The organism is Flavobacterium psychrolimnae (assembly GCF_003312425.1).
GTDB lineage: Bacteria > Bacteroidota > Bacteroidia > Flavobacteriales > Flavobacteriaceae > Flavobacterium > Flavobacterium psychrolimnae.
The window spans coordinates 167,245-193,747 of sequence record NZ_QNUX01000006.1 but is presented as its reverse complement, the minus strand read 5'-3'; the positions used below and the strand labels follow the sequence as shown (position 1 = coordinate 193,747).

The following is a 26,503-nucleotide window of genomic DNA, read 5'->3' as shown; positions in this document are numbered from 1 at the left end:
TATTTCAAAAACAATATATTTTACACTTCTCTAGTATGATTACAATCATAATATTGTTAAATTTATAGAAATTATATTTGCAGCAATTGCAAATATGCGTCCTAATTACTTGCAAAAAAAACACATTCTTAAATCCACTTTAATTATGCAAATAGACATAGATTTACTTTTTTCTTGGGGTGCTGTTGCGAAAAAATACAAAAAAAACGAAGTAGTTTTTAATGAAGATGAAGTGGCCCATTTTTATTATCAAATTATTGATGGAAGCGTGAGAATGTTTAATTCAAATGACGAAGGAAAAGAGTTCACACAAGGACTTTTTTGTAAAGGAGAGAGTTTTGGCGAACCTCCATTGTTTATTGACCAACCATATCCGTCAAAAGCAGTTTGCATTCAAGATTGTACCATTATGAAGTTATCAAAAGATAAATTTTTAAAAATTCTTGATGAATATCCTTTAATTCAAAAATCATTTTTGGTTTTACTTGCCAATAAAATTCATTCAAAATCCAATACTTCAAAAGAGATCATCAACCAGAAACCGGAGTTTAGAATTCTTGCTTTTTTGAACACACACAAAAGAAAATCGGAATGTAATGACCAAAAAGTATTAATTCCTTACACGCGTCAGGAAATTGCAAATTTTACCGGTTTGAGAGTCGAAACGGTGATTCGGGTTTTTTCGAAAATGAATGATTGCAACAAAGTTGACATCATCAATCACAAAATATTTTATTAAAAAAAAATGAAATTAAACATACAATTCTGGCTAAAATTTTCGTTGCTAAATCTATGTATTGTCGCCTCACTTGGGGTTTTAATGCGTTATAAAATTGGTTTTGAATTCCCTTATTTCAATCAAAAAAACATATTACATTCCCATTCCCATTTTGCATTTTCAGGATGGATCACCCATACTTTGATGACGTTGATGGTGTATTATCTTCAGAATAAAACTGCCAACTTTCAAGTACATAAATACCGAAAAATACTCATAGCCAATCTAATTTGTTCTTACGGGATGCTGATTTTCTTTATCTTTCAGGGCTACGGAATGATTTCCATCTTTTTCTCAACAGCATCGATCTTGGTTTCCTATGTTTTTGGCTATTATTACATCAAAGATTTAAGAAAACTGGATGCTGATTTTGCTGCAATAAACTGGCTTAAGGCCGCCTTATTTTTTAATATTATTTCTTCTTTCGGAACTTTTTACTTGGCTTACATGATGGCAAGTAAAAATGTCATTCAGGATTTGTACTTATCATCTATCTATTATTTTCTCCATTTTCAATATAACGGTTGGTTTTTCTTTGGTTGTATTGGTTTGTTTTTTGGCTTTTTAAATCTAAAAAAATCAGAACATTCCTTTTACGAAACTTCCTTTAAGCTGTTTGCTGTTTCTTGTATTCCTGCCTATTTTTTGTCCACACTTTGGTTGGATTTACCCGTTTGGCTTTACACAATCTCTGTCTTTGCAGCAATAATTCAGGTTTTTGCATGGTTTAAACTTCTTTTAATTTTAATACAAAAACAAAAAGAGTATCTGAAAAATTTCGCTTCATTGTTACGCTATATTTTACTCTTTTCCTGTTTGGCATTAAGCATAAAATTCATTCTGCAATTGGGTTCAACAATCCCATCTTTAAGCCAGCTTGCCTTTGGTTTCAGACCAATTGTAATCGCCTATTTACACTTGGTTTTATTGGCGGTAATCACGTTGTTCTTGTTGTTTTACATCTATGCCAGTCATCTGATTATTATCAATAAAAAGATAAAAATTGGCTTGGTTCTATTTTCCATTGGCGTTCTATTAAACGAGTTGGTTCTCGCCATTCAAGGTATTGCATCGTTCACTTATACTATTATTCCGTATGTAAATGAACTTCTTTTCGTTGTCGCCTTACTCTTGCTTTTAGGAATCGGGTTTACTACTTATTTTTCTATCAAAAAAGTTAAAAACAACCCGCCTTTATGATTGAACGCATAGAATAAACAATTGATAATTAAGTACTTTGCTATATAAAACCAAAGTAACCTTAATTATGAAAAAATCAATTCAATTAGTAGCCGTCGTTTGTTTCTTTACCATTTTTGGCTGCAAACAAAATAGCGAAGCTCCATCTGAAACAACAACAGAAAATACAGCAACCCAAGGTCCTGGACAGTCTGCCGTGGTCGACGAAGCTTCTAGTCCAAATATCGTTCAGACAGCCTCCGGAAGCAAAGATCACTCCACACTTGTAACAGCCGTAAAAGCAGCAGGATTAGTGGATGTATTGAGCAATGCCGGACCGTTTACCGTTTTTGCACCAACAAACGCTGCTTTTGATAAACTCCCAAAGGGAACCGTTGAAGAACTATTGAAACCCGAGAAAAAAGATGATTTGAAAAACATATTAGAGTATCATACTTACGTAGGAAATCTAAAAACAGAGTACATGCAAGACGGGCAGGAATATGAACAAGTAAATGCCGGAAAAATAAAAATCACCAAAGTAGGTGATAAAGTATTTGTAAATGGTTCCGAAATAGTAACTTCAATCCCAACATCAAACGGAATTATACACGTAATCAATGATGTTTTACTTCCAAAAAAATAATATTATTAATTCATTTTGCCAGATTGAAAAAAGCGTAAACTAAAATAGTTCACGCTTTTTTTATGCTTTTCAACCTATTGTTTTGTACATCAATACACCCGAAATATTCATCGCTCTTTGTTTGATTTCTTCAGCTTTTTCTCCTGTGAATAACTCATCAACAGTTTCATTGAACAAGGCATTCCAATGCTTAAAATGAGCTTCTTTCATTTCACTTTTTTGATGTAATTCTTTATGCTTAGTCATCGGGTTTCCGGTATAATTCCCTTTCGAAAACATAATATTCTCCCAGAAATCATACATTTTCGGCAAGTGCTCTTCCCAATTCAACTTGGCTACATCCGTAAAAAAATAACCGATTTTAGTATCTGTTTTTATTTTACCGTAGAAAGTGTTTATCAGCTTCTCAATGTCGTTTCTGTTTTTTATATCTGTTTTCATTTCTAGATTTTTTAGCCTTTAAACAATAAACACAAACTGTCTTCCAATGCTTCTACGGAATGCAAAACTGCTACCGGAATTTCTTGTTCGTCATAAAGAAAGAGTTCGTTTTGTTGGTTCTCCTCTTTATAAATCACGTTACCTTTTATCACTAATAATTTAGCAGGAACATCAGTTTTATGCTCCTTGAGAATCATTCCTTTTTTGAAAGCAATTACCATTACTTTACTGCAAGAAGTATTTTGAACCACTTGCGCCACTGGATTAGCAGCATTTTCTAGTTTTTGAAGTATATCTTTAAACATTATAAATCTTTGTTTTTAAATTTAATTAATGAAATGAAAAATGGAATAATAATCCACAAACACAATAACGAAAAAGAAAGAAGCAGTCCCAATGATGTCCCGAAAAAATCTTTAAAAATTGCTCCGGTATATCCCATCATTGCCGAAACATCCAGATGCAACAGGATTTGAATTCGGGCTAAATCAATTGGGCTGAACGCCGTAACAACAATCATTGCTTTCTCTATTGGGTAATCTGAAAATTGAAACAGCAAATACAAAATTATTCCATCAAAAAGCAGTGCAAAATACAACCAACCCATGATGGCAATACCTATTCCTTTTGCCTTGTCTCTGGTGAGTATCGAACTTAAAAATGCCAAAGCCACGAAGACCAACGTAATCAGACAACCTATGACGAGCATCATAATGCCTACGCTATCCGGCGCATTGATTAAAAGCGGAATTCCGGCACCAATAAAAAAGGCTAAAACCATTGCTAACGAAAGTCCGAGAAACAGACTCAACCAAATTTTCTTGCGTTTAATGGGCTGGCTTAATAAAAGCTCAATAAACTCTGTACTATTGTACAAATAAATCGTGGCAAAAAGAATGGAAACTAGCGGAACCGTGAATAAAATTATATTCAAAATGGTAAGTAATCCTTTGGCAGAATTGTCTTCCAGCCCAAATGAACTCCACGAAAGAATGGCTAAAATAAGCGTGTACGCCAATATAATCTTGTTCTTCAGAATGTCTAGAAAAATGATTTTAATGATTCTGTTCATTGCTTTTGTTTTTTAGAATTTTGGCAATTGCTTTGGATATTTTTTGTTCGTTTGTTGTTTCCAATAAATCGGCGATGGTTTGATGAAAATGCACTGTTCCGTCTTGCATGTAAATAATTTGCGTAATCAAATCATCTAATTCGCTCAAAAGATGGGAAGTAATCAAGATTAGTTTTCCCTTTTCTTTTTCTTTTATAATTTTCTCTTTTAATATTTCGGAAGCCAATGGATCTAATCCCGCTGTAGGTTCGTCTAAAATCAACACCTCAGGATTAAACAAAAAAGCCAACGTAGCACTTACTTTTTGCGTTGTTCCACCCGAAAGTGTCCGCATTTGTTTGTCTACTATTTTTTCGAGTTGAAATGCATGGACTAAATCCTCATCTAAAACCTGATCCGAATTTCGAATTTTCTTTATCATTTCGATGATTTGCCCAACTGTCATATAATCCGGATAACGCCCTATTTGCGGCATGTAGCCTATTTGTTCCCGATATTTAAATTCCCTTAAAATTGATTTTTCATTGAATAAAATATCGCCTTTAGAAGGAATGACCATTCCCAAAATACTTTTTATCAAAGTGGTTTTTCCACAGCCATTTGGACCAATTAGAGCAATGCATTCTCCTTTTTTAAAAGAAAGATTGACATTATTTAAAACCTCTAATTTTCCAAATTTTTTATATATATTTTTTATTTCAATCATAATGGTAATGAATGCATTAATGGCGAATTGTCAATAAAATTATCTGGGGTTATACTAGGCAACACTTTTTCGGATTTATCCAAAAGTGTGATCATGAAACTCCGGAACAGCAACATCGCCGAGGGATTATTTTCAACTAAAACGGCAAATAAACTCAACGGATGATACGGCACATCGCCAACTCCATTTTTGTCCAAATCGTATCCTTCGTATTTATCCCAATAATTGGTATCGAACTTGTTTAAAACTAAACTTCCGTTAGTTCCCATATCAAAAGTATTTCCAATAAAATTATTATTCACGATTTCATTGTCTACGCAACTGGCCTGGATTTTCATGGCCCAACCATTGGCTTCAAATACATTTTTTTCAACCCGAATCCGATTGGTTCCTTCCATATGAATTCCAGAAGTGTTTTTAGAAAATTTATTTCCAATGATGTGACTGTCCGTGATTTCCTTGAGGAATAATCCATAAGCGCCATCGCCCCAATTTTCTTCGAAATAGTTATTGAACATCTTGACATTTTTGGTAAACATTACCGCAACGCCGGCACCGTTATTCTTGAAAATATTGGTAATATAAGCGTCGTCATTAGAGAACATAAAATGCAAACCATACCGAATATTGTTAGTTGAAATATTTCTCCAGATAACGGAATTGGTCACAAATTCAAAATAAATCCCATCCCGGTGACCAGAAATAGTGTTGGCGATAATTTGGAGATTTTCACTTTTCCAACAATGAATTCCGTTGCCTATTTGCTGTTCTTCTTTGCCATACGCTACAATGGTATTGTTTTTTATCAGGCAGTTTTTACCATTTTGGATATAAATTCCAAAGAAATTATCATCTAGAATATTGTTCTGAATAATAACATGGCTTTTATTGTACACTTTAATCGCACAGGGATCTTCGAGTGAAGCATACCCTGATTTTATCACTTTAAAACCTTGCACAACCACACTATCCGCTTTAATGGAAAGTACTTCATACTTTTTTTGTCCATCTAAAACCGGATATCCTTTACCCAGAAAAACAATTCTTTTATCAATAACAATATTGCCTTCTCGATAAACACCTTTATGAACTAAAACCGTGTCACCAATTTTAGCCAGACTAATGGCTTTTTTTATTGATTTTACAGGTTTATTAGCGCCAACTTCAATCACATGCGCATGAAGGAATGAAGAAAAAAACAGAAATATGTAGATGAGTTTTTTCATTATTTTTAAAATTAAACCATCTGAATTTAATTAAGAAAACACACTTTTCTTAATTTTTTACTGATTCAAAAAACGACTGGTTTATTTTGTAATTACAGCTCCCCAAGTAACTGGTTTTGCTTTTAATTTTATTCCAAATTCCTTTGCCTCATTTTCAGAAGAAAAAGCAATAATTCCGCCCCTCATAGGGCTTTGAATCGTTCCTTCGGAAAGGAAGAAAGCAGTTTTGGCAGGAATTAAAACATTGTCTTGCGTATAATCATTCACATAATGAGCCGCCATTTTTGTGTTGGCATTTTCTTTTCCATAATGTATCATACACATGATGTCGTCAAATTTGAAAACTCTTCCTTTTTCACTAATCACTTCTGCCGCATATTTACCATCGGCGATTGTCATTTTGCAAAAATCGCACGTATCAACGTTCAATTTAATGGGAACCACTTCTGTTTTCGCACAAGAAAAAAAAGATAAAGATAAAAAGACAAACAAAGCTGTTGTTGGATTTGATTTTTTGAATTTCTGTAACAGATTAGTCTCTTTGATAACCAATAAAAACAATAAAAATCCCGAAGCAATTAACATCCATCCTCCAATATCCGGAATAGAATACGCTCCAAAATTCAGGAGTTGTTTGTATCCTATTAATGGTGGCTGATACGACATTCCGGGTACTTGAATAGCAGCATTAGGATCCAGATTATGCCCATATTCATAGTTCCATCGGTAAAAATCGATTCCTGCTAATATTCCAAAAAGAATAAATGAAATGAACAAAGCATAAAGTCCTTTTTTCTTAGCAATTACCGCAACTGCCAAAGCACACAATGCAAAAAAACCAATAATATAAGGCAATACGGTAAACTCTATAAAATCTTCTTTATGCAGGGTTTTCATGCCAATGTAATGGTTCAATCCATTAATAATCTCGACATCACCACCAATTTTATTAGCATGTAACTGCAATACTAAACCTTCGGGATATTGAGGAGCTGACAATTCAATTCTCCACATTGGAACAAAAACAGATGACACTAATAGCACCATCACCAACAAAAGCATCACTTTTGAAAGCGTTGAAATTTTTGGATTATTCATGATTTTTTTATTAAAAAAGGGAACAAACTAGATAATTTGTTCCCTCTTGAATTTGAAGTGATTCTTATTTAGCCGGCATATTTGTTCCTAAGCTAAACGTTAAAGGAACACTACTTCCCGCAGGAGAAACTCTTAGATATCCTGACATTTCCTGATGCAACGCACTACAAAAATCAGTACAATAAAAAGGAAATATCCCGATTTTTTTTGGTATCCATTTCAAAGTGGCTGTTTCACCCGGCATGATTAACAACTCGGCATTATCAGCACCTTTTATAGCAAATCCATGGGGTACATCCCAATCTTGTTCTAAATTAGTGACATGAAAATACACCTCATCCCCTACTTTGACCCCTTCGATATTATCAGAAGCAAAGTGAGAACGTATGGAAGTCATGTAGACATGAACTTGGTTTCCTTTTCTGATTACTTTAGCTTCCTTTTCTCCTTTGGCAACAAAAGGGTGATTATTTTCTTCGATTTTATAAAATTTCAGCTGACCATTGTTTCTAATCAAATCAGCTGGAGCAGATTGTGCATAATGCGGTTCTCCAATAGTTGGATAGTCCAGCAAAAGCTTCATTTTAACACCGCTAATATCAAACAATTGTGCACTTTGAGCTAATTCAGGACCTGTTGGTAAGTATCTGTCTTTTGTAATTTTATTATAAACTACCATGTATTTTCCAAATGGTTTTTTACTGTCTCCACCAGGAATAGAAAGATGTCCAGGAGAATAATAAACAGGTACTCTGTCCAAAATTTTCAATGATTTAATGTCCCATTTCACCACTTCTGAAGAAACAAAGAAAGTGGTATACGCATTCCCTTTTCCATCAAACTCAGTGTGCAAGGGTCCTAATCCCGGTTTTTTTACCTCACCATATAAAGCAGCCTCATATTTGATAACAGGAATACCTTCATATTCGCCATCAAATTGTTTTTTTGCAATAGCATTTTTTATTTTGTCAAAACTAAAGACAGGAATTAAAGCCGCTAATTTTCCGCTGCCTATGATGTATTCTCCAGTAGGATCAACATCACATCCGTGAGGTGATTTTGGACAAGGAATCATGTAGCAAATGTCTTTTAACACTTTAGAATCCAAAACTAATACTTCAGTTCTCATTTCAGATTTTGCAGTATGCGTTTTTTCGTCCCAAGTATTGTGTACATATTTAGTTTTCACTTTTTTTCCTTTTCCAGCTTTGATATATTCTTCAGCTTTTTTCCAGTTTACCGCCATAATATAATCTTTGTCATTCTGTGAAGCATTCACTTCCAGCAAAGTATTGGCTTGTTCTGTATTATAACAAGAGAAGAAAAACCAACCGTGAGATTTACCTTTACCGGCATGACTTAAGTCGAAATTTACTCCCGGCGCTTCAATTTGGAAAGCAATATCCATCTCACCTGCCTTTCCTACTTTTACAAAACTCAAATAGGCTTTGAAATTTTTTTTGTAGGTATTAATAGGCACATCACCGTTAGCTTCATCAGTAGGAACGCTGAATCGGGTTCCAGCTACCACATATTCTGTGTTTTCAGTAATAAATGGAGAAGAGTGGTTTCCTGCACTATTCGGTAATTCAATTATTTCAACTGTTTTGAACGTTTTCAAATCAACACGGGCAATTCTGGGTGTGTTATTGGCATTAGCAAAAATCCAACGACCATCAACTTCACCATTGGTTTGAGACAATTCTAAATGGTGCTGATCATCCCAAGGCACATAACCGTGAGAAGTATTCAACATTGGTTTCGTTTCTTCGCTGTATCCGTAACCACTTTGTGGATCTTGAGAAAATATTGGAACTACTCTCAACAATCGTGCACTTGGCAAACCATACACGCTCATTTGTCCGCTAAAACCACCTGAAACGAAATTATAGAATTCGTCATATTTTCCCGGAGCAACATAGACTTTTTGAGCTGCGTCACCACCTACGGCATCAGCTGTATCTTTAGGTCTGCAAGAGCCAAAAAATGCACCAACCAAAACTATGGCAAGACTTGTTTTTATAAAAATATTGTTCATTTTATTTTGAATTAAATTATTTTACCCCATCGTTTTTACGCATGTATTCCAACAAGTTTCTTGCATCAACATCTGTCAAAGCTTGATTTGGCATACGAACCAAGCAAAGTTCTAATTGTGCTTGAAGTTTTGGGTCTTTATCAATCATTGGGTCAGGATTGGTGATAAAGTTCATAATCCATTCTGGTTTTTGTCTTTGAGTAACTCCTTTCCATCCTGGACCTACTAATTTCTCATCGGTCAATTTGTGACAAGAAGAACATTTAACGGATTGGATTTTTTCTCCTTCGGCAGCCATTGCCACATCCAATTTATCGCCTAAATCTACTGAGGTGTGTTTTCCAATACCTCTATTTGGATCATACGTAACTGCATCTGTTGGGTTTGTCGCAGATTCCTCAGAAGGCGCAGCAGTATCTTTTGAAAAGTCATCATTAGTTTTGGTTTTATCACCACATGAAGTCAACATTACGAATGCAACTACAAAAAAAGTTAATTTGTACATAGAAATTGTTTTTAGAATTGTTTAACAAATTTGCGATTAGATTAGCGCATTAATTATGACTGGAATCATACTTAATCAAGTATTTTTTGTCATTTTTATACTTTTAATCAAAAAACCAAACGATAAACTTTTGTTAACGATTAAACTTTTCAAACCAATCCTTATCTTATATCTATAAAACTTAAAACAATACACATGAAAAAATTATTTATCGTTGCATTATTAGTTGTCGGAATGACAAGCTTTGCACAAGAAAGAAAAGCAAGACCAGAGAGAGCTCAAATGGAGCAAATGACTCCGGAGCAAAGAAACCAATTGCACTTAAAAAAGATGACTTTGGAATTAGATTTGAATGCTTCACAACAAAAAGAAATGAGTAAAATCATTGCGGAACAAAGTGCAAAAAGAGAAGCTAGAATGGCAGAACGAAAAGCAAGTAAAGATTCGGCTAAAAAACAACTTACTGCTGACGAACGTTTTGCTAAAAAAAGTAAAATGTTAGACGAGCAAATTGTGATGAAAGAAAGAATGAAAAAAATTCTTTCAGCAGACCAATACAAAAAATGGGATGACATGAAAGGGAAAAGACATCACGGAATGAAAAAAAGAATGATGCACCATAAAGATGGAAAACCTGCAGAAATGAGTGATAAAAAATAATCCGTTTACTTAAACTATTTCATCTTAGTTCATAAAAAAGCCCCAAATTTGGGGCTTTTTTTATTAAAATGTTTTCGAAACTTTATCTATCGCTCGAATGGTAAAATCTAAATCCTCATACGTTAATGCATCGGTAATAAACCACGTTTCATAAGCGGATGGCGCAATATAAATTCCTTCCTGCAATAATCCGTGGAAGAATTTCTTGAACGTTTCGTTATCGCCATTTGCAGCGGTTTGAAAGTCTATAACAGGAGCAGCGTCAAAATGAACTGAAATCATCGAGCCAATGCTGTTGATTGTAAAGGTAACATTATTTGCTTTCAACACTTTATCAATTCCTGCAGCCAAATACGCTGTTTTTTCCTCTAATCTTTGAAAAATAGCACGATCAGTATCTAAAGCTTGCAGCATTGCTAATCCTGCAGCCATTGCCAACGGATTTCCAGACAATGTTCCTGCCTGATAAACAGGACCTAACGGAGCTAGATAATTCATAATTTCTTCGCGGGCGGCAAAGGCACCAACAGGCAATCCTCCACCGATTACTTTCCCGAAGCAAACGATATCAGCCGTAATATTGAATAATTCCTGAACACCGCCGGCAGCGAGTCTGAAACCAGTCATAACCTCATCAAAAATCAACAGAATTCCGTTATCGGTACACAATTGGCGTAAGCCTTCCAAAAAGCCTTTATTGGGCGGAATACAACCCATATTCCCCGCAACAGGTTCTACGATTATAGCTGCAATTTCATTTTTATTGGCTTCTATTAAAGTAGCTACATTTTCTAAGTTATTGTATTTTGCAAGCAAAGTATCCTTGGCTGTTCCTGCCGTAACTCCAGGGCTGTTTGGTGAACCAAAAGTAATGGCTCCACTTCCGGCTTGGATTAAAAACGAATCCGAATGACCGTGGTAACAACCGGCAAATTTTATTATTTTATCTCTTTTGGTAAATCCGCGAGCTAGTCTTACAGCACTCATACAAGCTTCGGTACCCGAGTTTACAAATCTAATTTTATCAATATTTGGAACCATCGCAACGGCTAAAGCAGCAATTTGTGTTTCCAATTCTGTTGGCATTCCAAACGAGGTTCCTAACTTCGCTTTCTCTATCACGGCATGTACTACCGGTTCGTAAGCATGTCCTAAAATCATTGGCCCCCAAGAATTGATATAGTCAATCAAACGGTTTCCATCTTCATCGTACAAATAAGCACCTTTGGCACTTTTGACAAAAATTGGAGTTCCACCCACTGCTTTAAAAGCTCTTACTGGTGAATTTACACCTCCCGGAATTACTTTTTCTGCTTCAGCAAAAAGCTGACTGCTTCTTTTATACAACATTTATGAATTATGAATTATAGTTATTTAAAATTATTTTACTACCAATTTTTGTCCAATAGAAAGGGCATTGTCCGAAAGATTATTTCTTTGTTTTAAATCCTCAACCCTTAACTCAAATTTTTTCGAAATAGAATACAGCGTATCTCCTTTTTGAACCACATATGAAGTTAAACCTTGATCTATTGGCTTTTTAGATTCTATTGTTAATTCCTGCACCATTTGTTTTTCATTCGACACGTAATTTACATCTAAAACCTGATTGTCATACTCGTGCAAATTATACCGCTCAATATAAGAAATTAATTTGTCTGGATATTTTGGATCAGTAGCATATCCCGCAGCTCTAAGCCCCTTTGCCCAAGCTTTGTAATCTCCTTTTGAAAATCCAAAAAGCTTAGCATATCTGCTTCTGCCAGTTAAAAATAACGCATGATCTTTGTACGATTCTGATGGATTATCGTATTTTCTAAAACATTCCTGTGCGGCATCATCATCGTGTTTCACACTTTCTCCTGTCCAGCCAGCATGGCATTTTATTCCAAAATGATTATTGGAGTTTTTGGCTAAATCACCTCTTCCAGCGCCAGATTCAAGAATTCCTTGAGCTAAAATAATACTTGCAGGAATTCCATAATTCTTCATGTTTCCCATTGCAATATCCTTAAATTGATAAATATAAGTTTTAATTACATCATTCGTGACAAGTGTTTTTGAAGTTGAAACGATTACCTCCGTTTCTTGATTACTCTGTTGTTGCTGTTGTTGTTTTACTGGTTTTGAAAGTATTTGTTTCGTTGTGTTAGAACGTATAGCAGCAGTTTTTTTGGTAGTCTGAACTATTTCTGTTCTTTGTTTTAAAGGCGCTTTTTTTGAAGTTACAATAACCGGCTTTGTGGCATTACAACCAATCAAAGAAATTATTGTAAAAGCTAGTAGGATTTTTTTAAACATAGATATCTATTGTTGGTAATTGTTTGCTTTTTAATTTAATGTTCATTCCTTGGATTCCCTGAATTCCACCCGTATGAATTAGTAAAATTTTTGATTTAGCCGGAAAATAGTTTTTTTTGATTAAATCTATAACGCCAAAAACCATCTTTCCCGTATAAATGGGATCCAAGGGAATTTGATTTTCGGTATAAAACTGATTGATGAATCCGATTAATGCTTCATTTACTTTTCCGTATCCACCAAAATGATACTCGGTAATTACCTCCCAATTCTCATTTTGGGTGAAATTATGAATTTCCTCTTTTAAAAAATCACCTTTTAAGGCGGGAAAACCTAAAACTTTTTGATGCGGTAAAACGCTGTTAATAATTCCCGAAATGGTTCCGCCAGTTCCAATTGAGCAACAAATATAATCAAATTCAGCATCATCTTCAGTTAGAATTTCCTGACAGCCTTTGATAGCTAACGCATTAGTTCCACCCTCTGGAATATGATAAAAACTGCCAAATTTTACTTTTAAATTTTCTAAAAATGAACTCTCACTTTTCAAACGGTATTCTTCTCTTGAAATAAATTCCAGTTGCATGCCGCAATTTTGAGCGAATGATAACGTGGGATTCTCCGCGATTTTACTACCTAATTCATCTCCACGAATAATTCCTATGGTTTTAAATCCTTTCTCTTTTCCTGCAAAAGCCACTGCGGCAATATGATTTGAAAAAGCGCCGCCAAAAGTCAACAGCGTTTCGTAATTTTCTGTTTTTGCCTGAAGCAAATTGTATTTTAGCTTTCTGAATTTGTTTCCCGAAACGAAAGGATGTATCAAATCTTCCCTTTTGATTTGGACAGAAATAGCCTTCGGAAATGATGTTAGTACCTTTTGATTCAAACCATTTTATTTTTTACAAAGGTAAAATTAATCTATAATAAAAAATGCAACCTCTACAGATTGCATTTTTGGTGCTTTTTTTAAATACATTCTAGTTTTTAATAATCACTTTTTTACCAACAACCAATTTGTCTTTGGTACTCAATTTTACAATGTATATTCCATCTCCTAAACCTGAAGTTGAAAATTTATACGAGGCATCAACCCCTAAATCTTGTTTAACAAAAATCAATTTACCCGCTACATCGTATAAACCACAAGTCTCAAGATCCATCAATAAAGGATTATCGATTGTTAAATTTTTTGTTGAATTATTTTGAAAAATCACAAAACTTTGCTTGGCTGTTTCCTCTACTCCTAAAGTAGTGTTCGTTTTAAAAGTAATTTCAAACTGAGTATTATTTTCTCCTGCCGGCAATTCTAATTCATGAAAGTCATTTGTAATATCATAATATAAATCCCTTACTTTATCGTGTAGATAAACGGTGTTGGCAGCCGTGAAATTAATCATTTCCTGAACCGTAATTTTGTAATTGGCTGCTTTTGCATTTCTAAAACCAATTGGGATTTTTTTATCAATGTCAAAATTTACAGCATTAATCACAAAATCTGATCCTTCTAAAACAAAGTAAACATCAGCCGGAGTGCTGTCACTTGAAGACATGGCATCCATCGCACGATCAATCCCATCAGTGGCTTCAGGAATCAACGCCAAAGCCAATTGACGCACCCCTTGATTGTTCATCAACGTATTGAACTTTATTTGTGGCGTAGGTGCTAAACTTACTGTTGTGTAGTCAAATCCCGATACCGCTTGCACCGGCTCCATGAAACCAGTATTGTTTCTTGTTTTGGTAGATTTTATCATTTTTTCAGGTGCAGGACTGCTTGCTGGCTCTTTGACAAACATTCGGTAACTGTTTTTCATCTCGACAAAACCGTTTGCGATGCCATCGATTAGAAACCCCTGACCAATCGGTGAAAAACGTCTTTCATAAGTTCCTCCAGTTCCACCTGCACTGCCTTCATTTCCTGAGCCATCATACGAATAAAAAGTGGCAGGAACATAAACTCCTGTGCTTCCCAAATTACCAGGGGCAAAAGTAGAATAACCTCCTTTGTAATCCGCTATATAATGCGAATTCACAGTTTTATCCTGCTCCCAAAAATAAGCTATTCCGCTACAATTTGTTTGTTCAATTAAAAAAGCAGATAAATCGATTGCTGATGGATACGGATTCCCTGTCAATGTAAATTGCTCAATTGCAACAGGAATACTTATGGTCCCATCATTTGGTTTTCCTCTAAAATCATAACGCTGTTTACTTCCGGGATTATTCTGAACTCCGTTTATAGTAAATCCATTTGTGCCTGACGTACCTTTCATAGTAAATCCTTCTCCAGCATTCAAACTGGAATTAGATCCTACCTGAATCCAACTTGAATATTGTGATGAAACTGTTAATTTATTAATCCAAAACGGTGCTATCGCTAATGGACTTGCGGTACCGTTATAATTATTCATTGACAATATCGAAGGTTCATTAAAAGTTACTAAACCACTCACATCCTTAAGTTGAGTCACTCCAAAAGGAGAATTTCCAGCCGCAGCAATAGTTCCTCCCACTGGAGAACACCAGTAATCATATTGAAAATTATTAGTATTCCCTTCTTGAAAAACAGACAAACTTCCCAGACCTTTATTTGCCCCAGCCGTAATTGAACCCTGCAACAACTGCGCATTTTCCCTTAGATAAAAATTGCTGGTTGCCGCATTTAACTCTAGTTGTTGTTTTATAAAAACAACTTCATTACTTGCAAAAACGTAAGTATTTGGACTTACATACATTTGTGCATTTACATTACTCTGAATTAAAAAACCAGTCACAACTAGCAGTGTTTTTTTAAGTATTTTTGAGTTCATAAGCGGTTGATTTAAATTAATTTGTAACCAATATTTTATTTATTAATCCTATGTTTTTCCAATTATCATAAAGCATTTAAAAAACTTACTATGAATCTATTAGACATAATTTTTTATAGTTTTTAAGCCTTTTTCTTCCCATTTTCAATGAAACTAATAGAATAATTCCTTTTATGGGTTAAATCTACGAAAAAAACACATTAGCAAACTGTACAAATACCGATAAAAAGTACAAATAATCGTTTAAATACATCTTTTTGTATTTTAAATATATAATTTCTTACATAATTAAATTTAAAAACAGAAGAAAATAATCCTAATTGTTAAACAGTGATTTTTTGTAAAAAAAGTGCTTTAATTTTGAAGTGATTGTCTTTTAAAATAGAATAAGATCTAGCTGTGAGAAAAGTATTTTTTTTTGATTAAAAAAAAATTAGATTCTTCCAACAAAAAATTCAGTTTGTGTACAAAAAGCTATTTTTTCAAAAACAAGTAGTTACAAAATTGAAAAATAGATCGGTTTTTTAAATAGTCTAAATTTGATTCATTCGAATACGCTTCCCGCTCGAAACTGATATTTCTATAAGCCAAATTTGCATTTTGATACTGAACCAAGCGAAAAAGATATTCCAACAGATACCAAATAAAAAAAGGAAGTATTAATAATTCAAGCTGTTGTCGAAGATGGATTTTTTCGTGATTGACTAAAATTATATTTTGTTTGTCTTCCGGATATTTTACCAATACAAAAGGAAATAGTGTGAATCCACGAAATCCTTTTGGAATTAAATATTTAGCAACAATCAGAAACATTCGCTATAAAATTTATAAATTTGTAATGATAAAATGGTTCTATTTAATGAAATACTCAATCGTTTGAGTTGACGTCGCTGAATCATAAAAACTAAATGAATTTTACAATAGAACATTCCCAAATATGATTGACCAAAGTAATGAAAATAAATTGATAGAAGGGGAAGATTTCTATTACACACCGGAAGGATATAAATGTTTTACCGAAAAACACCATTTAAAGCGAGGATATTGCTGTAAAAGTGGTTGTCGTCATTGTCCGTATGGTTTTGATAAAAAAACAGGAAGTAATAAAAAGTAAGCAGTGTTAAGTCGTATTATTCAGTATCATTAATTGGATAAATTCGCATTTACAACAACACAATACACATCTAAAACATGACTTTTCAAGAACAAATACAACAGGGAATTCCTTCGGTTTTACCAAAACCAAAACCATACGAAACCGACATCAATCACGCACCAAAGCGTAAAGAAATACTTTCTACAGAAGAAAAAAAACTGGCTTTGCGCAATGCTTTACGGTATTTTGAACCGCAACATCACACTGAATTAATCAAAGAATTCTCAGAAGAACTAGAAACCTACGGACGTATTTACATGTACCGTTTGCGTCCGGATTATAAAATGTATGCAAGACCAATTACTGAATATCCTGGAAAATGCGAACAGGCAAAAGCGATTATGCTGATGATTCAAAATAACTTGGATTATGCCGTGGCACAACATCCGCATGAGTTAATTACCTATGGTGGGAATGGCGCCGTTTTCCAAAACTGGGCACAGTATTTATTGACGATGCAATACTTATCGGAAATGACCGATGAGCAAACCTTAACCATGTATTCCGGTCATCCAATGGGATTGTTTCCTTCACATAAAGAAGCTCCGCGAGTTGTTGTAACAAACGGAATGGTAATTCCTAATTATTCTAAACCGGACGATTGGGAAAAAATGAATGCCTTGGGCGTTTCTCAATACGGACAAATGACGGCAGGAAGTTACATGTACATTGGTCCGCAAGGAATTGTACACGGAACAACCATTACCGTTTTGAACGGTTTTAGAAAAATAAAACGCAGCCCAAAAGGCGGCTTATTCGTCACTTCTGGTTTAGGCGGAATGAGTGGCGCACAACCTAAAGCAGGAAATATTGCGGGTTGTATTACCGTATGTGCCGAAGTAAATCCAAAAATAACGCACATTCGCCACAGTCAAGGATGGATCAATGAAGTGATTGATGATGTGGATAAACTAGTGAAAAGAGTTGCTTTGGCACAAGCCAATAATGAAATTGTTTCCATCGGATATCTTGGAAACGTGGTTGATGTTTGGGAAAAATTTGACGAAGAAAACATCCATATCGATTTAGGCTCTGATCAGACTTCGTTGCACAATCCTTGGGCGGGCGGTTATTATCCTGCTGATATTTCCTTTGAAGAAGCGAATATAATGATGGCTGATAATCCTGAATTATTTAAAATAAAAGTTCAAGAAACATTACGCCGTCATACGACTGCTATCAATAAACATACTGCGAAAGGAACGTATTTCTTCGATTACGGAAATGCTTTTTTATTGGAAGCTTCCCGCGCCGGTGCTGATATAATGGCGGAAAATCACATCGATTTCAGGTATCCTAGTTATGTACAGGATATCATGGGGCCCATGTGTTTTGATTACGGGTTTGGTCCTTTTCGATGGGTTTGTGCTTCTGGAAAACCGGAAGATTTAGCCAAAACAGATTTAATTGCTTGCCAAGTTCTAGAAGAAATGGCAAAAACGGCTCCCGAAGAAATTCAGCAACAAATGCAGGATAACATTCACTGGATAAAAGGCGCTCAGGAAAATAAACTGGTTGTAGGTTCCCAAGCCCGAATCCTTTATGCTGATGCTGAAGGACGCGTAAAAATTGCAGAAGCTTTTAATCAGGCTATTGCCAAAGGCGAAATAGGAACTGTCGTTTTGGGTCGCGATCACCATGATGTTTCCGGCACTGATTCGCCGTACAGAGAAACTTCAAATATTTATGACGGCTCCCGTTTTACAGCAGATATGGCGATACAAAACGTGATTGGAGACAGTTTTCGTGGCGCCACTTGGGTTTCCATTCATAATGGCGGAGGAGTTGGCTGGGGCGAGGTAATTAACGGTGGATTTGGTATGGTTCTTGATGGTTCAAAAGAAGCGTCAAAACGTTTAGCATCAATGCTTTTCTGGGATGTCAACAATGGGATTTCCCGAAGAAGCTGGGCTAGAAACGAAGGCGCACTATTTGCCATCAAAAGAGCAATGGAAACGCAACCTTTGTTGAAAGTCACCATCCCTAATATAGTTGCCGACAATTTGTTGGATTTTTAAAAATTTGAACGTATCTTTAATAACATTTAGTAATCTAATAATCAAGCCATGAAAGCAATTAAACTCCTCCCAGTACTTTTACTTTTCGTAGTTGCATCTTGCAGTTCCGTAAGAGTATATTCCGATTATGATAACAAGGTAGATTTTAGTCAATATAAAACATACGCTTTTCATAAAAAAGGCATCGATAAAGTTGAGATTTCAGAATTAGATAAAAAAAGAATACTCAATGCAATAGACCGAGAATTAAGCTTAAAAGGCATGACCAAAAGCGAAAATCCAGATTTGCTGATTAATATACTTACCAAAGAAAGAGAACGAATTGACGTAAACCAATACAACGCAGGATGGGGTTACGGTTGGGGATGGGGATGGAATCCTTATTTATGGGGAGGCCGTAGCACTTATGTTTCTTCATCAACAGAAGGAAGATTATACATCGATTTAATTGATGCCAAGAAAAAAGAATTAGTTTGGCAGGGAGAAGGCGTTGGTTATTTGACGGAAAATCGCAGTGAAAAAGAAAAACGAATCAACGAATTTGTTGCTAAAATTTTAGAACAATTTCCACCTAAAGCAAAATAGTTTCCCATCAGATTCAAACATAAAAGTCTACCTTTGCGTAGGCTTTTTTTATACCCCATCATGACACCACAAACCGACATTACTACATTCGACGATATCAAATTACTGGTTGATACTTTTTATTCTAAAGTTCAAAAAGACGAATTTATTGGACCTATATTCAACGAAAAAATAGGCAACCGCTGGCCCGAACATCTGGAAAAAATGTACCGTTTTTGGCAAACTATTTTACTTGAAGTGCATTCGTATTCCGGAAGTCCATTTCCGCCACACAAACAATTACCAGTTGCCAAAGAACATTTTGACCGCTGGATGGAAATTTTCACTAAAACTACTGATAGTCTATTTGTAGGTCCATTAGCCGAAGAAGCAAAGCTTCGCGCTAAAAATATGGCTGAAATGTTTAATTACAAAATTGACTATTTCCGCAATCTTGAGAAAAATCAAACGAACAATTCCTAGTTTTTGAAGTGGGTTTTTAATCCAAAATCAGTTCTTTTTTGCAAACAGCAACACATTCCTTTATGCGTAAATTATTATTTCTTGCAGTATTTCCAGCTTTTCTATTTTCTTGTTCCAATTTAAAACAAACCGCTGAAAACAATGCAACGCCAAGTTTAAAGCTAATCAGTTCGATTGAAATTCCTTTTGAGGAAACATTTCAGAATACAAAAGTGGGCGGATTATCCGGAATAGATTATGATGCAAAAAATGATTTATATTATCTGATATGTGACGATAGATCTGTCTTTAACGATTCCAGATTTTACACCGCTAAGATTAATTTGTCTGAAGACAAGATAAAAAGTTTTGCTTTTCAAAACGTAACTTATTTGAAAGATGAAACTGAGAAAGCGTATGGCAATTGGACCACAACACCAACTACTTCTGCAGATCCAGAAGATATGCGTTATAATCCAAAGACGAATTCTTTAATTTGGAGCACCGAGGGCGCGCGAGTGATTACCGCAGAGAAAGAAGTTCTAGAAAATCCTTCTTTGAATTTCATGGATTTAAAAGGTGACTTTCTAGGCAATGTTACCTTACCTGAAAATTTAAAAATGCAAAAACTAGAAAAAGGCCCGAGAAACAATGGGACTTTAGAAGGAATTACTTTTGACAAAAAGTATAAAAATATCTACACCAACATTGAAGAACCTTTATTTGAAGACGGCGACCAGGCCAATACAAGTAAAGGAGGTTTAATCAGATTGTATCAATTTGATGCCAAAACAAAAAAGAACACCGCTCAATTCGGCTACCAACTAGAACCAATTGCACTTGAACCCAATCCTAAAGGAGCTTTTGCTGTAAATGGAGTTTCAGCGATTCAGTATTATGGTAAAAATCAGTTATTGGTAGTAGAACGTTCCTACTCGACCGGAACACAAGCCTGCACAGTAAAAATATTTTTGTGTGACTTGAAAAAGGCAACTGACGTTAAAAATTATCCTTCATTGCAAAACCAAGAACTAAAATTGGCTTCTAAAAAACTGATTCTAAACATGGATGATTTGGGAATTTTCATTGATAACATCGAAGGGCTTACTTTTGGACCAAAACTGACAAATGGCAATCCATCTCTCATTTTTGTTTCGGATAATAATTTTTCTGATAAACAGAAAACGCAGGTATTGGTTTTTGAGTTGGTGAAGTAGTAAATCCAAAGAACATCTTTCAACCCCAACTCCCCTAGCCCCGATTGCAATGAAAAGCTTTTTGCGAAAGCCGTTTTGGTTTTTCTTGTTGCTGCAGAGCGACCGGAGGAAGCTCCTACTGGAACACTAGAAAAACAAACAGGTTTACAAAAACTTGCAATGAAAAGCGGGAAATAGCTCCTGAAATTCGTACTTTTGCAGTAGAACTACAACGTTTTCGATATGAACTCAACTATAGAAAGCAATCCGTTATTAGACCGATTGCCAAAGCACTTAAAACAATTCATTAAGCCTCAGGATTATAGTGATTACACGCCCATAAACCAAGCGGTTTGGCGTTATGTGATGCGCAAAAATGTAGATTATTTATCAAAAGTAGCACATAGTTCCTACCTCCAAGGGTTGAAAAAAACCGGAATAGAGATTGACAATATCCCGAGTATGTACGGTATGAACCGTATTTTGACTGAAATAGGCTGGGCTGCAGTTGCAGTGGACGGATTTATTCCACCGAATGCTTTTATGGAATTTCAGGCCTATAATGTGCTTGTAATTGCTTCTGACATTCGCCAGCTCGAACATATTGAATATACGCCTGCACCGGACATTATTCACGAAGGTGCCGGTCACGCTCCCATTATTGCCAATCCGGAATACGCAGAATATTTGCGACGTTTTGGAGAAATAGGCTGTAAAGCGATTTCTTCGGATAAGGATTACCAAATGTACGAAGCCATCCGATTGCTTTCAATCGTGAAAGAAGCTGAAGATACTCCCCAAGCAACTATTGATGCTGCTGAAAAAGCGGTGGAGGATTTGCAAAATAACATGGGCGAATTATCTGAAATGGCGCAAATCAGAAACCTGCATTGGTGGACTGTCGAGTACGGATTGATTGGCACAGTAGAAAATCCAAAAATATACGGCGCCGGTTTGTTGTCATCAATTGGCGAAAGTGCACATTGCATGACCAATGAGGTAAAAAAAATCCCTTATGATATATCGGCAGCCAACCAAAGTTTTGACATTACAAAACTGCAACCACAACTTTACGTAACTCCCGATTTTGCTTATTTAAGCTTAGTTTTAGAAGAGTTTGCGAACAAAATGGCACTTAGAACAGGCGGTTTATCGGGAATAGAAAAATTAATTGATTCGAATGCGCTTGGAACAATTGAATTGAGTACTGGTATACAAATTTCGGGTGTTTTCAGTTCCGTAATTGAACATGAAGGAAAGCCAATTTACATACAAACCTCCGGAAAAACGGCTTTAGCTTACAGAGAAAAAGAACTAGTAGGTCATGGAACTTTGACACATCCCGAGGGTTTTGGAAGTCCAATAGGAAAACTGGAAGGCATCAATCTGGCAATTGAGGACATGAGTCCAAAAGACTTGAATGCCTATGATATTCTGGAATCTAAAACGGTAAAACTAGAATTTGAAGGTGGTATTACTGTAGAAGGTGAAATCATAACAGGTTCCAGAAACTTACAGGGAGAAATTATTCTGATTCGCTTTAAAAATTGTACTGTAACGCACGGAGAAAAGATCTTGTTTCAACCAGAATGGGGAATTTATGATATGGCTGTAGGTAAAAAAGTGATTTCTGCTTTTTCTGGTCCTGCTGATGTGAATAGTTTTGATTTGATTTCGCATGTACCAACAAGCAAAACCATTAAGGCGAAACATACTGCAGAACGTGATGATTTAGAGGTTTTATACCAAACAATTCGGAACATAAGAGAAACAAAGGATACCGAAACTTACTTAGCTCCAATTTTTGATAAATTACGAACCAATCATCCAAACGACTGGCTGTTGGCTGTTGAAATTACTGAGCTTTTAAAAGATCGAAACGAACCTCAATTATTGCAGGAAATAATGGTTTATCTGGATCAATTGAAAGTAAAAAGACCCGAAGTAACGCATTTGATTGCTGGTGGTTTAGACTTGATTTTTGATAAAGAGAAAGCTTAAATCTTATTTTTGTCAAATCGAGCGCAGTCGAGATTATTAGGTCTATAAATAAAGACCCCTAAAGATGGTTTCGACTGCGCTCAACCTGACAAAGAAGTCTTTATAATTTTATTTGCTTTCCGAAATCTTTCTCGGTTTCGATAACTTTTCCTTCGTATTTTAAAGTCCAACCCAACTGACTCGTTGTGATTAATAGTTTAGACAACTCGCTGATCAGTCGGTTTTGAGCATTTGTTTTTAAGGACGATTTTTCTATTTTCTTAGCCAGATTTGCTTTTACCGATTTGTTGATTTTATTATAATCATCGCCAGTAAACGGATTCAGTTTACTTTGTTCGACATCATAAAATTGAATATCAGGGCTGATTTTTATTTCTTCTTTTGGAATACTAACAATCGTGATGATTTTATTTTTTTCATCGATATCGTATTTCATTTTGTGCAAATCATACGCAACAGTTACATCGGCATTGACAACAACCAAAGCTTTTTTCTCGAAAGAAAGCATGTCCATCAAGTATTTTTGTTGATTTTTATAGGTGATGACTTCCGAAAAATGACCTTCAGTAACTACCAATTTCCCTACGTTTAGGATTTGTTGCTGAATAAGATTCGTGTTGTACGTGATATCTTCATCATCGTTTTTCTTAAAATCGCAGTATTTGAACAATAAAAATATTCCGGCAATAACTGCTATTCCAATAAGTATTCTTTTAAGCATAATTAAAATTTCATAAATGAATATTGATTTTCCAATTTAGTGATTTTTTCTCTGACTTTGGACTTAAACTTCAAATGACTTTCAGAATTTGGGTTAAAAGGTTTGTGAGAAAGGCTTTTTTGGACAGTCTCTATTTCATCCATCACAGTAAAAGCAGTTTCTGAAATGGTAGTTTCTTTGAAACGTTTCCAAATATAATCGATTGCCACTTGATTGGGATGCAACATATCTTCGGCATAAAAACGGTAATCCCGAAGTTCATCCATCATGATTTCGTAGCTAGGAAAGTATTCAGTGTTCAGTTTGCAGTGTTCAGTATTCATAACACTGTGAATAGCTGAAATCAAGTTGGCCTTGCTCCATTGATTTTCGACAAAACCGTCTTTGATGTGACGCACCGGTGAAACCGTGAAAATAATAGTGCAATTAGGATTTACAGCATGAATTAATTTGATTGTGTTTGCAATACTTTTTTTTACTTCTTCGACAGAAAGTAATTCTTTCTTGAACTGCTTTTGTAACACTTTATGACAATTCGCCACAATAGAATCACTTTCTATATTTCGATATACCCACGAGGTTCCATAAGTGATGATAAAATGTGTTGATTCGGTTATTTGTTGGTTAGTTGATTTGATTAGGTCATTTAAAGATGCCAACAATTCTTCTTTATTTGAATTACTTAAATCCGAATGTACATCAAAACAATGCCAACGTTCATTGTGAAAAAAAATGTCGTTTTCTGTAAATTGCTTTTCGGAAACAGCAAAATCTATTAGTTTTTCAATCGCCAACGGATGAAATAAAATACCAACTGGATTACAGCTATTTTGAAATTTTAAATAGTCCAGTTTCTCCGCCATATTTACCGCAAAACAAGAACCTAAAGACATAATCTTTGAACTATAATCTATTGGATAATTACTTTTAGGAATGGGGATTTGGGTTCTGAATTGCATTACTATTTTATTTGCTGCAAATTTGAATAATTTTAGCGAATTAAATGAGGTTTAGTTCTTTTTTCATTGGAATAAAAAAACCCTTTCAGAGTTTAAAACACTGAAAGGGTTAAATAAACCTGTAATCTTAAATGTTTATTCGTAAAAGTATTGAAAAGTTACATCATGGATATTGTTTCCATTATAAATATAAAACTCTTTCATCTCACTTGGATATCCATTAGCACTATAAGTATATTGATTGTATCTAGGAAAAGAGCCTGAAATATTAGATTTCAAAATGTTATTAAATCTATTCAAATGGTATCGTAATGTGGAAGCATTATAAAGAGGAGCAATCTCTTGAAACATAATTTTATTTAAACCTAAAACATCTTTCTTGGGGTTAGATTTCGTATCATATTCAAAACTGCCAAAAAGAAAACTAGCATCCAAAGACTCTGACTTAACAAGATTTTTATTTGTATCAAAAGAAAATTTACCTTCCCATATTTGAGTTTCTATATTATCTCTAGAATCACTGGAATACATTTTACAACTAACCGTATTAGCATCTAATTTATTATAAACCAATCTCAAAATACCTTTAAACGTATCAAAATATTGTTCTCTGGTAGAAGAAATTAATTCTTCGCTACTGTTGTACAAAAAATCTGTTTTAAGAACGAGCTTATCTTGATTACCAAAAATGTTTTTTACTTTTATACTTGTAATTAAATTACCACTGTAGGTGTATTCGGTTTTGTATTGATACAAAAAACCTATATTTCCAACTACCGAAAAATCTTTTTTTGCAGTAACTTCACTAACAATTTTATTTCCATTATAAACAAAATCAGTCGTGCTGATTTCTTTTCCATCCTTATCTAATTCAACAATTTTCTTAACGAGTATAGTTGATGCAGTTGCAGGTGTATCAGTTTCACCACTATCGCTTGAACAAGATGATAAAACTAACATCAAAACCCCTAAGATTAAATTTATTTTTTTCATGTTATAATTTTTAATAAATTAATGGATAAAAAAACAATTTAACACTATTAATTGCATAAAAAAACTCAAATATCCCGTTCCTAAGATATTTGAGTTTTGATTTACATCTTGTTTTATAAGTAAACATTTGTTACCCTAATAGAAATACTCTGTTTTTAAATAACCAACATTTCCATTAGTAGCAACAGTATTTTCAGAAACCCGCTCAGTTGGGTAATTATCTAAATCGTACGTAAATGAGTTTTTGTATAAATAAGCCGATGATGTTATTTGGTCGTCTTTGGAAACACTTGTAATTACAGTACTGATTAAAGTATTATTTATTGAAACTTTATCGTTTTGATTTAATAATTCTTTGAATCCCAAAATGTTAAATAATGGATTTTTCTTAGCGTCATAATCAAAACTAATGCTGTATTTTGAGTCAACACCAACAGGCATATTGTCGTAGGTTCTCTCCTCTTTAATCAAATTTTCATTATCGAAGTATAATATTCCGTGATATTCTCTAATTTCCTCATTGCCTGAACCTAATGTGAATCTCTCGTAAGAAACTATTTTGTCTGAATTATGAATATAGTTTATTTTATAATTCCCTAAAGAAAGAACTCTCACTAATTTACCTTTAAGATAACTGTATTCAGTAGTTTCACGAAGCTGATTTGTTTTATTTAGCATTACCATTTTAGAAATCAAACCATCAGTGTATGTAAAATCCATGCGGTCTTGAATTCCATCAATACTCACTATCTGATTCCCATTATACGCATATAAATAAGTTTGTGAAGTGCCTTTATTGGTTGTTTCCACAACTTTTGTAATTAATTTGAAACTCTCGTCTGTATCATTTGTACACGAGGTAAGTGTAAACACAAAAAACGAAAAGAATAAAAGTAGAACTATTTTATTTTTCATAATAAATCAATCGCTTCTACCATTTAATTTTGGTACAAAAGTCTGCAAACTTAGC

26 protein-coding genes are annotated in these 26,503 nt (G+C 34.6%); 10 read left to right on the top strand and 16 right to left on the bottom strand.

Annotated elements, in window-relative coordinates:
* The first annotated feature begins 145 nt into the window (after positions 1–145).
* The 3 genes from DR980_RS08475 (at position 146) to DR980_RS08465 (ending at position 2,603) form a co-directional block, all read left to right on the top strand.
* Complete coding sequence (locus DR980_RS08475) at positions 146–739, top strand: Crp/Fnr family transcriptional regulator (protein ID WP_091166511.1); 594 nt, start codon at positions 146–148, stop codon at positions 737–739.
* 6 nt (positions 740–745) lie between these two features.
* Positions 746–1,978 (top strand): hypothetical protein, encoded by a 1,233-nt coding sequence (locus tag DR980_RS08470; protein WP_146779229.1) that lies wholly within the window; start codon positions 746–748, stop codon positions 1,976–1,978.
* Between the two features lie 67 nt (positions 1,979–2,045).
* A complete protein-coding gene (locus tag DR980_RS08465) occupies positions 2,046–2,603 on the top strand; it encodes a fasciclin domain-containing protein (RefSeq protein WP_113634992.1) in 558 nt (185 codons plus the stop codon).
* Positions 2,604–2,672: 69 nt separating this feature from the next.
* Here the strand turns inward: DR980_RS08465 and DR980_RS08460 are convergent, their stop codons facing one another.
* The 8 genes from DR980_RS08460 to DR980_RS08425 all read right to left on the bottom strand — a co-directional run bounded on the left by DR980_RS08460 (position 2,673) and on the right by DR980_RS08425 (position 9,689).
* Positions 2,673–3,044, bottom strand: a complete 372-nt coding sequence (locus DR980_RS08460) for a group III truncated hemoglobin (RefSeq protein ID WP_113634989.1) — start codon at positions 3,042–3,044, stop codon at positions 2,673–2,675.
* Positions 3,045–3,055: 11 nt separating this feature from the next.
* Complete coding sequence (locus DR980_RS08455; protein ID WP_099714515.1) at positions 3,056–3,349, bottom strand: cupin domain-containing protein; 294 nt, start codon at positions 3,347–3,349, stop codon at positions 3,056–3,058.
* Complete coding sequence (locus tag DR980_RS08450) at positions 3,349–4,116, bottom strand: ABC transporter permease subunit (protein WP_113634986.1); 768 nt, start codon at positions 4,114–4,116, stop codon at positions 3,349–3,351. The genes DR980_RS08455 and DR980_RS08450 overlap by 1 nt, the downstream gene beginning before the upstream one ends.
* Positions 4,100–4,822: an ABC transporter ATP-binding protein gene (locus DR980_RS08445; protein WP_113634984.1), complete on the bottom strand. Its 723-nt coding sequence runs from the start codon at positions 4,820–4,822 to the stop codon at positions 4,100–4,102. Before DR980_RS08445 ends, DR980_RS08450 begins: the two co-directional genes overlap by 17 nt.
* The gene (locus tag DR980_RS08440; RefSeq protein ID WP_113634981.1) at positions 4,819–6,048 is read right to left on the bottom strand and encodes a nitrous oxide reductase family maturation protein NosD; all 1,230 of its coding nucleotides are present in this window, start codon (positions 6,046–6,048) and stop codon (positions 4,819–4,821) included. The genes DR980_RS08445 and DR980_RS08440 overlap by 4 nt, the downstream gene beginning before the upstream one ends.
* An 81-nt stretch (positions 6,049–6,129) precedes the next feature.
* Positions 6,130–7,146 carry a nitrous oxide reductase accessory protein NosL gene (locus tag DR980_RS08435; protein WP_244199282.1) on the bottom strand — a complete coding sequence of 339 codons (1,017 nt, stop codon included), beginning with the start codon at positions 7,144–7,146 and terminating at the stop codon, positions 6,130–6,132.
* A 64-nt stretch (positions 7,147–7,210) separates the two neighbouring features.
* Positions 7,211–9,184: a Sec-dependent nitrous-oxide reductase gene (nosZ, locus tag DR980_RS08430; RefSeq protein WP_113634978.1), complete on the bottom strand. Its 1,974-nt coding sequence runs from the start codon at positions 9,182–9,184 to the stop codon at positions 7,211–7,213.
* Positions 9,185–9,200: 16 nt separating this feature from the next.
* Positions 9,201–9,689 (bottom strand): c-type cytochrome, encoded by a 489-nt coding sequence (locus tag DR980_RS08425; RefSeq protein ID WP_113634976.1) that lies wholly within the window; start codon positions 9,687–9,689, stop codon positions 9,201–9,203.
* A 195-nt stretch (positions 9,690–9,884) separates the two neighbouring features.
* Between DR980_RS08425 and DR980_RS08420 the strand changes: the two genes are divergently transcribed.
* The gene (locus DR980_RS08420) at positions 9,885–10,349 is read left to right on the top strand and encodes a hypothetical protein (RefSeq protein ID WP_208630801.1); all 465 of its coding nucleotides are present in this window, start codon (positions 9,885–9,887) and stop codon (positions 10,347–10,349) included.
* 63 nt (positions 10,350–10,412) lie between these two features.
* On the opposite strand, the gene hemL is transcribed toward DR980_RS08420, so the two are convergent.
* The 4 genes from hemL to DR980_RS08400 all read right to left on the bottom strand — a co-directional run bounded on the left by hemL (position 10,413) and on the right by DR980_RS08400 (position 15,463).
* Positions 10,413–11,699, bottom strand: coding sequence for a glutamate-1-semialdehyde 2,1-aminomutase (hemL, locus tag DR980_RS08415; RefSeq protein WP_091164963.1), 1,287 nt, complete (start codon positions 11,697–11,699; stop codon positions 10,413–10,415).
* Positions 11,700–11,729: 30 nt separating this feature from the next.
* Positions 11,730–12,650, bottom strand: coding sequence for a glucosaminidase domain-containing protein (locus DR980_RS08410; protein WP_091164966.1), 921 nt, complete (start codon positions 12,648–12,650; stop codon positions 11,730–11,732).
* Positions 12,643–13,539 carry a 1-aminocyclopropane-1-carboxylate deaminase/D-cysteine desulfhydrase gene (locus tag DR980_RS08405; protein ID WP_113634974.1) on the bottom strand — a complete coding sequence of 299 codons (897 nt, stop codon included), beginning with the start codon at positions 13,537–13,539 and terminating at the stop codon, positions 12,643–12,645. Before DR980_RS08405 ends, DR980_RS08410 begins: the two co-directional genes overlap by 8 nt.
* Before the next feature lie 91 nt (positions 13,540–13,630).
* On the bottom strand, positions 13,631–15,463 hold the full coding sequence (locus DR980_RS08400; protein WP_113634971.1) for a T9SS type A sorting domain-containing protein: 1,833 nt from the start codon (positions 15,461–15,463) through the stop codon (positions 13,631–13,633).
* Between the two features lie 937 nt (positions 15,464–16,400).
* Here DR980_RS08400 and DR980_RS16340 point away from each other — a divergent pair.
* The 6 genes from DR980_RS16340 to DR980_RS08370 all read left to right on the top strand — a co-directional run bounded on the left by DR980_RS16340 (position 16,401) and on the right by DR980_RS08370 (position 22,860).
* Positions 16,401–16,577 (top strand): DUF5522 domain-containing protein, encoded by a 177-nt coding sequence (locus DR980_RS16340; RefSeq protein WP_167400549.1) that lies wholly within the window; start codon positions 16,401–16,403, stop codon positions 16,575–16,577.
* Positions 16,578–16,654: 77 nt separating this feature from the next.
* On the top strand, positions 16,655–18,637 hold the full coding sequence (locus DR980_RS08390) for a urocanate hydratase (RefSeq protein WP_113634967.1): 1,983 nt from the start codon (positions 16,655–16,657) through the stop codon (positions 18,635–18,637).
* A 48-nt stretch (positions 18,638–18,685) separates the two neighbouring features.
* A complete protein-coding gene (locus DR980_RS08385) occupies positions 18,686–19,222 on the top strand; it encodes a DUF4136 domain-containing protein (RefSeq protein WP_113634965.1) in 537 nt (178 codons plus the stop codon).
* A 60-nt stretch (positions 19,223–19,282) separates the two neighbouring features.
* Positions 19,283–19,684: a group III truncated hemoglobin gene (locus tag DR980_RS08380; RefSeq protein WP_113634962.1), complete on the top strand. Its 402-nt coding sequence runs from the start codon at positions 19,283–19,285 to the stop codon at positions 19,682–19,684.
* A 62-nt stretch (positions 19,685–19,746) separates the two neighbouring features.
* Complete coding sequence (locus DR980_RS08375; RefSeq protein WP_113634960.1) at positions 19,747–20,880, top strand: esterase-like activity of phytase family protein; 1,134 nt, start codon at positions 19,747–19,749, stop codon at positions 20,878–20,880.
* A gap of 222 nt (positions 20,881–21,102) precedes the next feature.
* Positions 21,103–22,860, top strand: a complete 1,758-nt coding sequence (locus tag DR980_RS08370; protein WP_113634958.1) for an aromatic amino acid hydroxylase — start codon at positions 21,103–21,105, stop codon at positions 22,858–22,860.
* Positions 22,861–22,960: 100 nt separating this feature from the next.
* Here DR980_RS08370 and DR980_RS08365 read toward each other — a convergent pair whose 3' ends face one another.
* The 4 genes from DR980_RS08365 to DR980_RS08350 all read right to left on the bottom strand — a co-directional run bounded on the left by DR980_RS08365 (position 22,961) and on the right by DR980_RS08350 (position 26,448).
* On the bottom strand, positions 22,961–23,581 hold the full coding sequence (locus tag DR980_RS08365) for a DUF4230 domain-containing protein (RefSeq protein WP_113634956.1): 621 nt from the start codon (positions 23,579–23,581) through the stop codon (positions 22,961–22,963).
* Positions 23,582–23,583: 2 nt separating this feature from the next.
* Positions 23,584–24,540, bottom strand: coding sequence for a GSCFA domain-containing protein (locus tag DR980_RS08360; protein ID WP_113634954.1), 957 nt, complete (start codon positions 24,538–24,540; stop codon positions 23,584–23,586).
* Positions 24,541–24,675: 135 nt separating this feature from the next.
* Positions 24,676–25,533 carry a hypothetical protein gene (locus DR980_RS08355; RefSeq protein ID WP_113634951.1) on the bottom strand — a complete coding sequence of 286 codons (858 nt, stop codon included), beginning with the start codon at positions 25,531–25,533 and terminating at the stop codon, positions 24,676–24,678.
* Positions 25,534–25,668: 135 nt separating this feature from the next.
* Complete coding sequence (locus tag DR980_RS08350) at positions 25,669–26,448, bottom strand: hypothetical protein (RefSeq protein WP_113634948.1); 780 nt, start codon at positions 26,446–26,448, stop codon at positions 25,669–25,671.
* Positions 26,449–26,503: the final 55 nt, after the last annotated feature.

Coding starts and splice junctions, on each gene's coding strand:
- DR980_RS08420 (WP_208630801.1), top strand. CDS start 9,885: ATGAAAAAATTATTTATCGTTGCATTATTAGTTGTCGGAATGACAAGC.
- DR980_RS08465 (WP_113634992.1), top strand. CDS start 2,046: ATGAAAAAATCAATTCAATTAGTAGCCGTCGTTTGTTTCTTTACCATT.
- DR980_RS08400 (WP_113634971.1), bottom strand. CDS start 15,463: ATGAACTCAAAAATACTTAAAAAAACACTGCTAGTTGTGACTGGTTTT.
- DR980_RS08375 (WP_113634960.1), top strand. CDS start 19,747: ATGCGTAAATTATTATTTCTTGCAGTATTTCCAGCTTTTCTATTTTCT.
- DR980_RS08450 (WP_113634986.1), bottom strand. CDS start 4,116: ATGAACAGAATCATTAAAATCATTTTTCTAGACATTCTGAAGAACAAG.
- nosZ (WP_113634978.1), bottom strand. CDS start 9,184: ATGAACAATATTTTTATAAAAACAAGTCTTGCCATAGTTTTGGTTGGT.
- DR980_RS16340 (WP_167400549.1), top strand. CDS start 16,401: ATGATTGACCAAAGTAATGAAAATAAATTGATAGAAGGGGAAGATTTC.
- DR980_RS08425 (WP_113634976.1), bottom strand. CDS start 9,689: ATGTACAAATTAACTTTTTTTGTAGTTGCATTCGTAATGTTGACTTCA.
- DR980_RS08410 (WP_091164966.1), bottom strand. CDS start 12,650: ATGTTTAAAAAAATCCTACTAGCTTTTACAATAATTTCTTTGATTGGT.
- DR980_RS08475 (WP_091166511.1), top strand. CDS start 146: ATGCAAATAGACATAGATTTACTTTTTTCTTGGGGTGCTGTTGCGAAA.
- DR980_RS08370 (WP_113634958.1), top strand. CDS start 21,103: ATGAACTCAACTATAGAAAGCAATCCGTTATTAGACCGATTGCCAAAG.
- DR980_RS08445 (WP_113634984.1), bottom strand. CDS start 4,822: ATGATTGAAATAAAAAATATATATAAAAAATTTGGAAAATTAGAGGTT.
- hemL (WP_091164963.1), bottom strand. CDS start 11,699: ATGTTGTATAAAAGAAGCAGTCAGCTTTTTGCTGAAGCAGAAAAAGTA.
- DR980_RS08470 (WP_146779229.1), top strand. CDS start 746: ATGAAATTAAACATACAATTCTGGCTAAAATTTTCGTTGCTAAATCTA.
- DR980_RS08440 (WP_113634981.1), bottom strand. CDS start 6,048: ATGAAAAAACTCATCTACATATTTCTGTTTTTTTCTTCATTCCTTCAT.
- DR980_RS08390 (WP_113634967.1), top strand. CDS start 16,655: ATGACTTTTCAAGAACAAATACAACAGGGAATTCCTTCGGTTTTACCA.
- DR980_RS08435 (WP_244199282.1), bottom strand. CDS start 7,146: ATGAATAATCCAAAAATTTCAACGCTTTCAAAAGTGATGCTTTTGTTG.
- DR980_RS08350 (WP_113634948.1), bottom strand. CDS start 26,448: ATGAAAAATAAAATAGTTCTACTTTTATTCTTTTCGTTTTTTGTGTTT.
- DR980_RS08365 (WP_113634956.1), bottom strand. CDS start 23,581: ATGCTTAAAAGAATACTTATTGGAATAGCAGTTATTGCCGGAATATTT.
- DR980_RS08455 (WP_099714515.1), bottom strand. CDS start 3,349: ATGTTTAAAGATATACTTCAAAAACTAGAAAATGCTGCTAATCCAGTG.
- DR980_RS08355 (WP_113634951.1), bottom strand. CDS start 25,533: ATGAAAAAAATAAATTTAATCTTAGGGGTTTTGATGTTAGTTTTATCA.
- DR980_RS08380 (WP_113634962.1), top strand. CDS start 19,283: ATGACACCACAAACCGACATTACTACATTCGACGATATCAAATTACTG.
- DR980_RS08385 (WP_113634965.1), top strand. CDS start 18,686: ATGAAAGCAATTAAACTCCTCCCAGTACTTTTACTTTTCGTAGTTGCA.
- DR980_RS08460 (WP_113634989.1), bottom strand. CDS start 3,044: ATGAAAACAGATATAAAAAACAGAAACGACATTGAGAAGCTGATAAAC.
- DR980_RS08360 (WP_113634954.1), bottom strand. CDS start 24,540: ATGCAATTCAGAACCCAAATCCCCATTCCTAAAAGTAATTATCCAATA.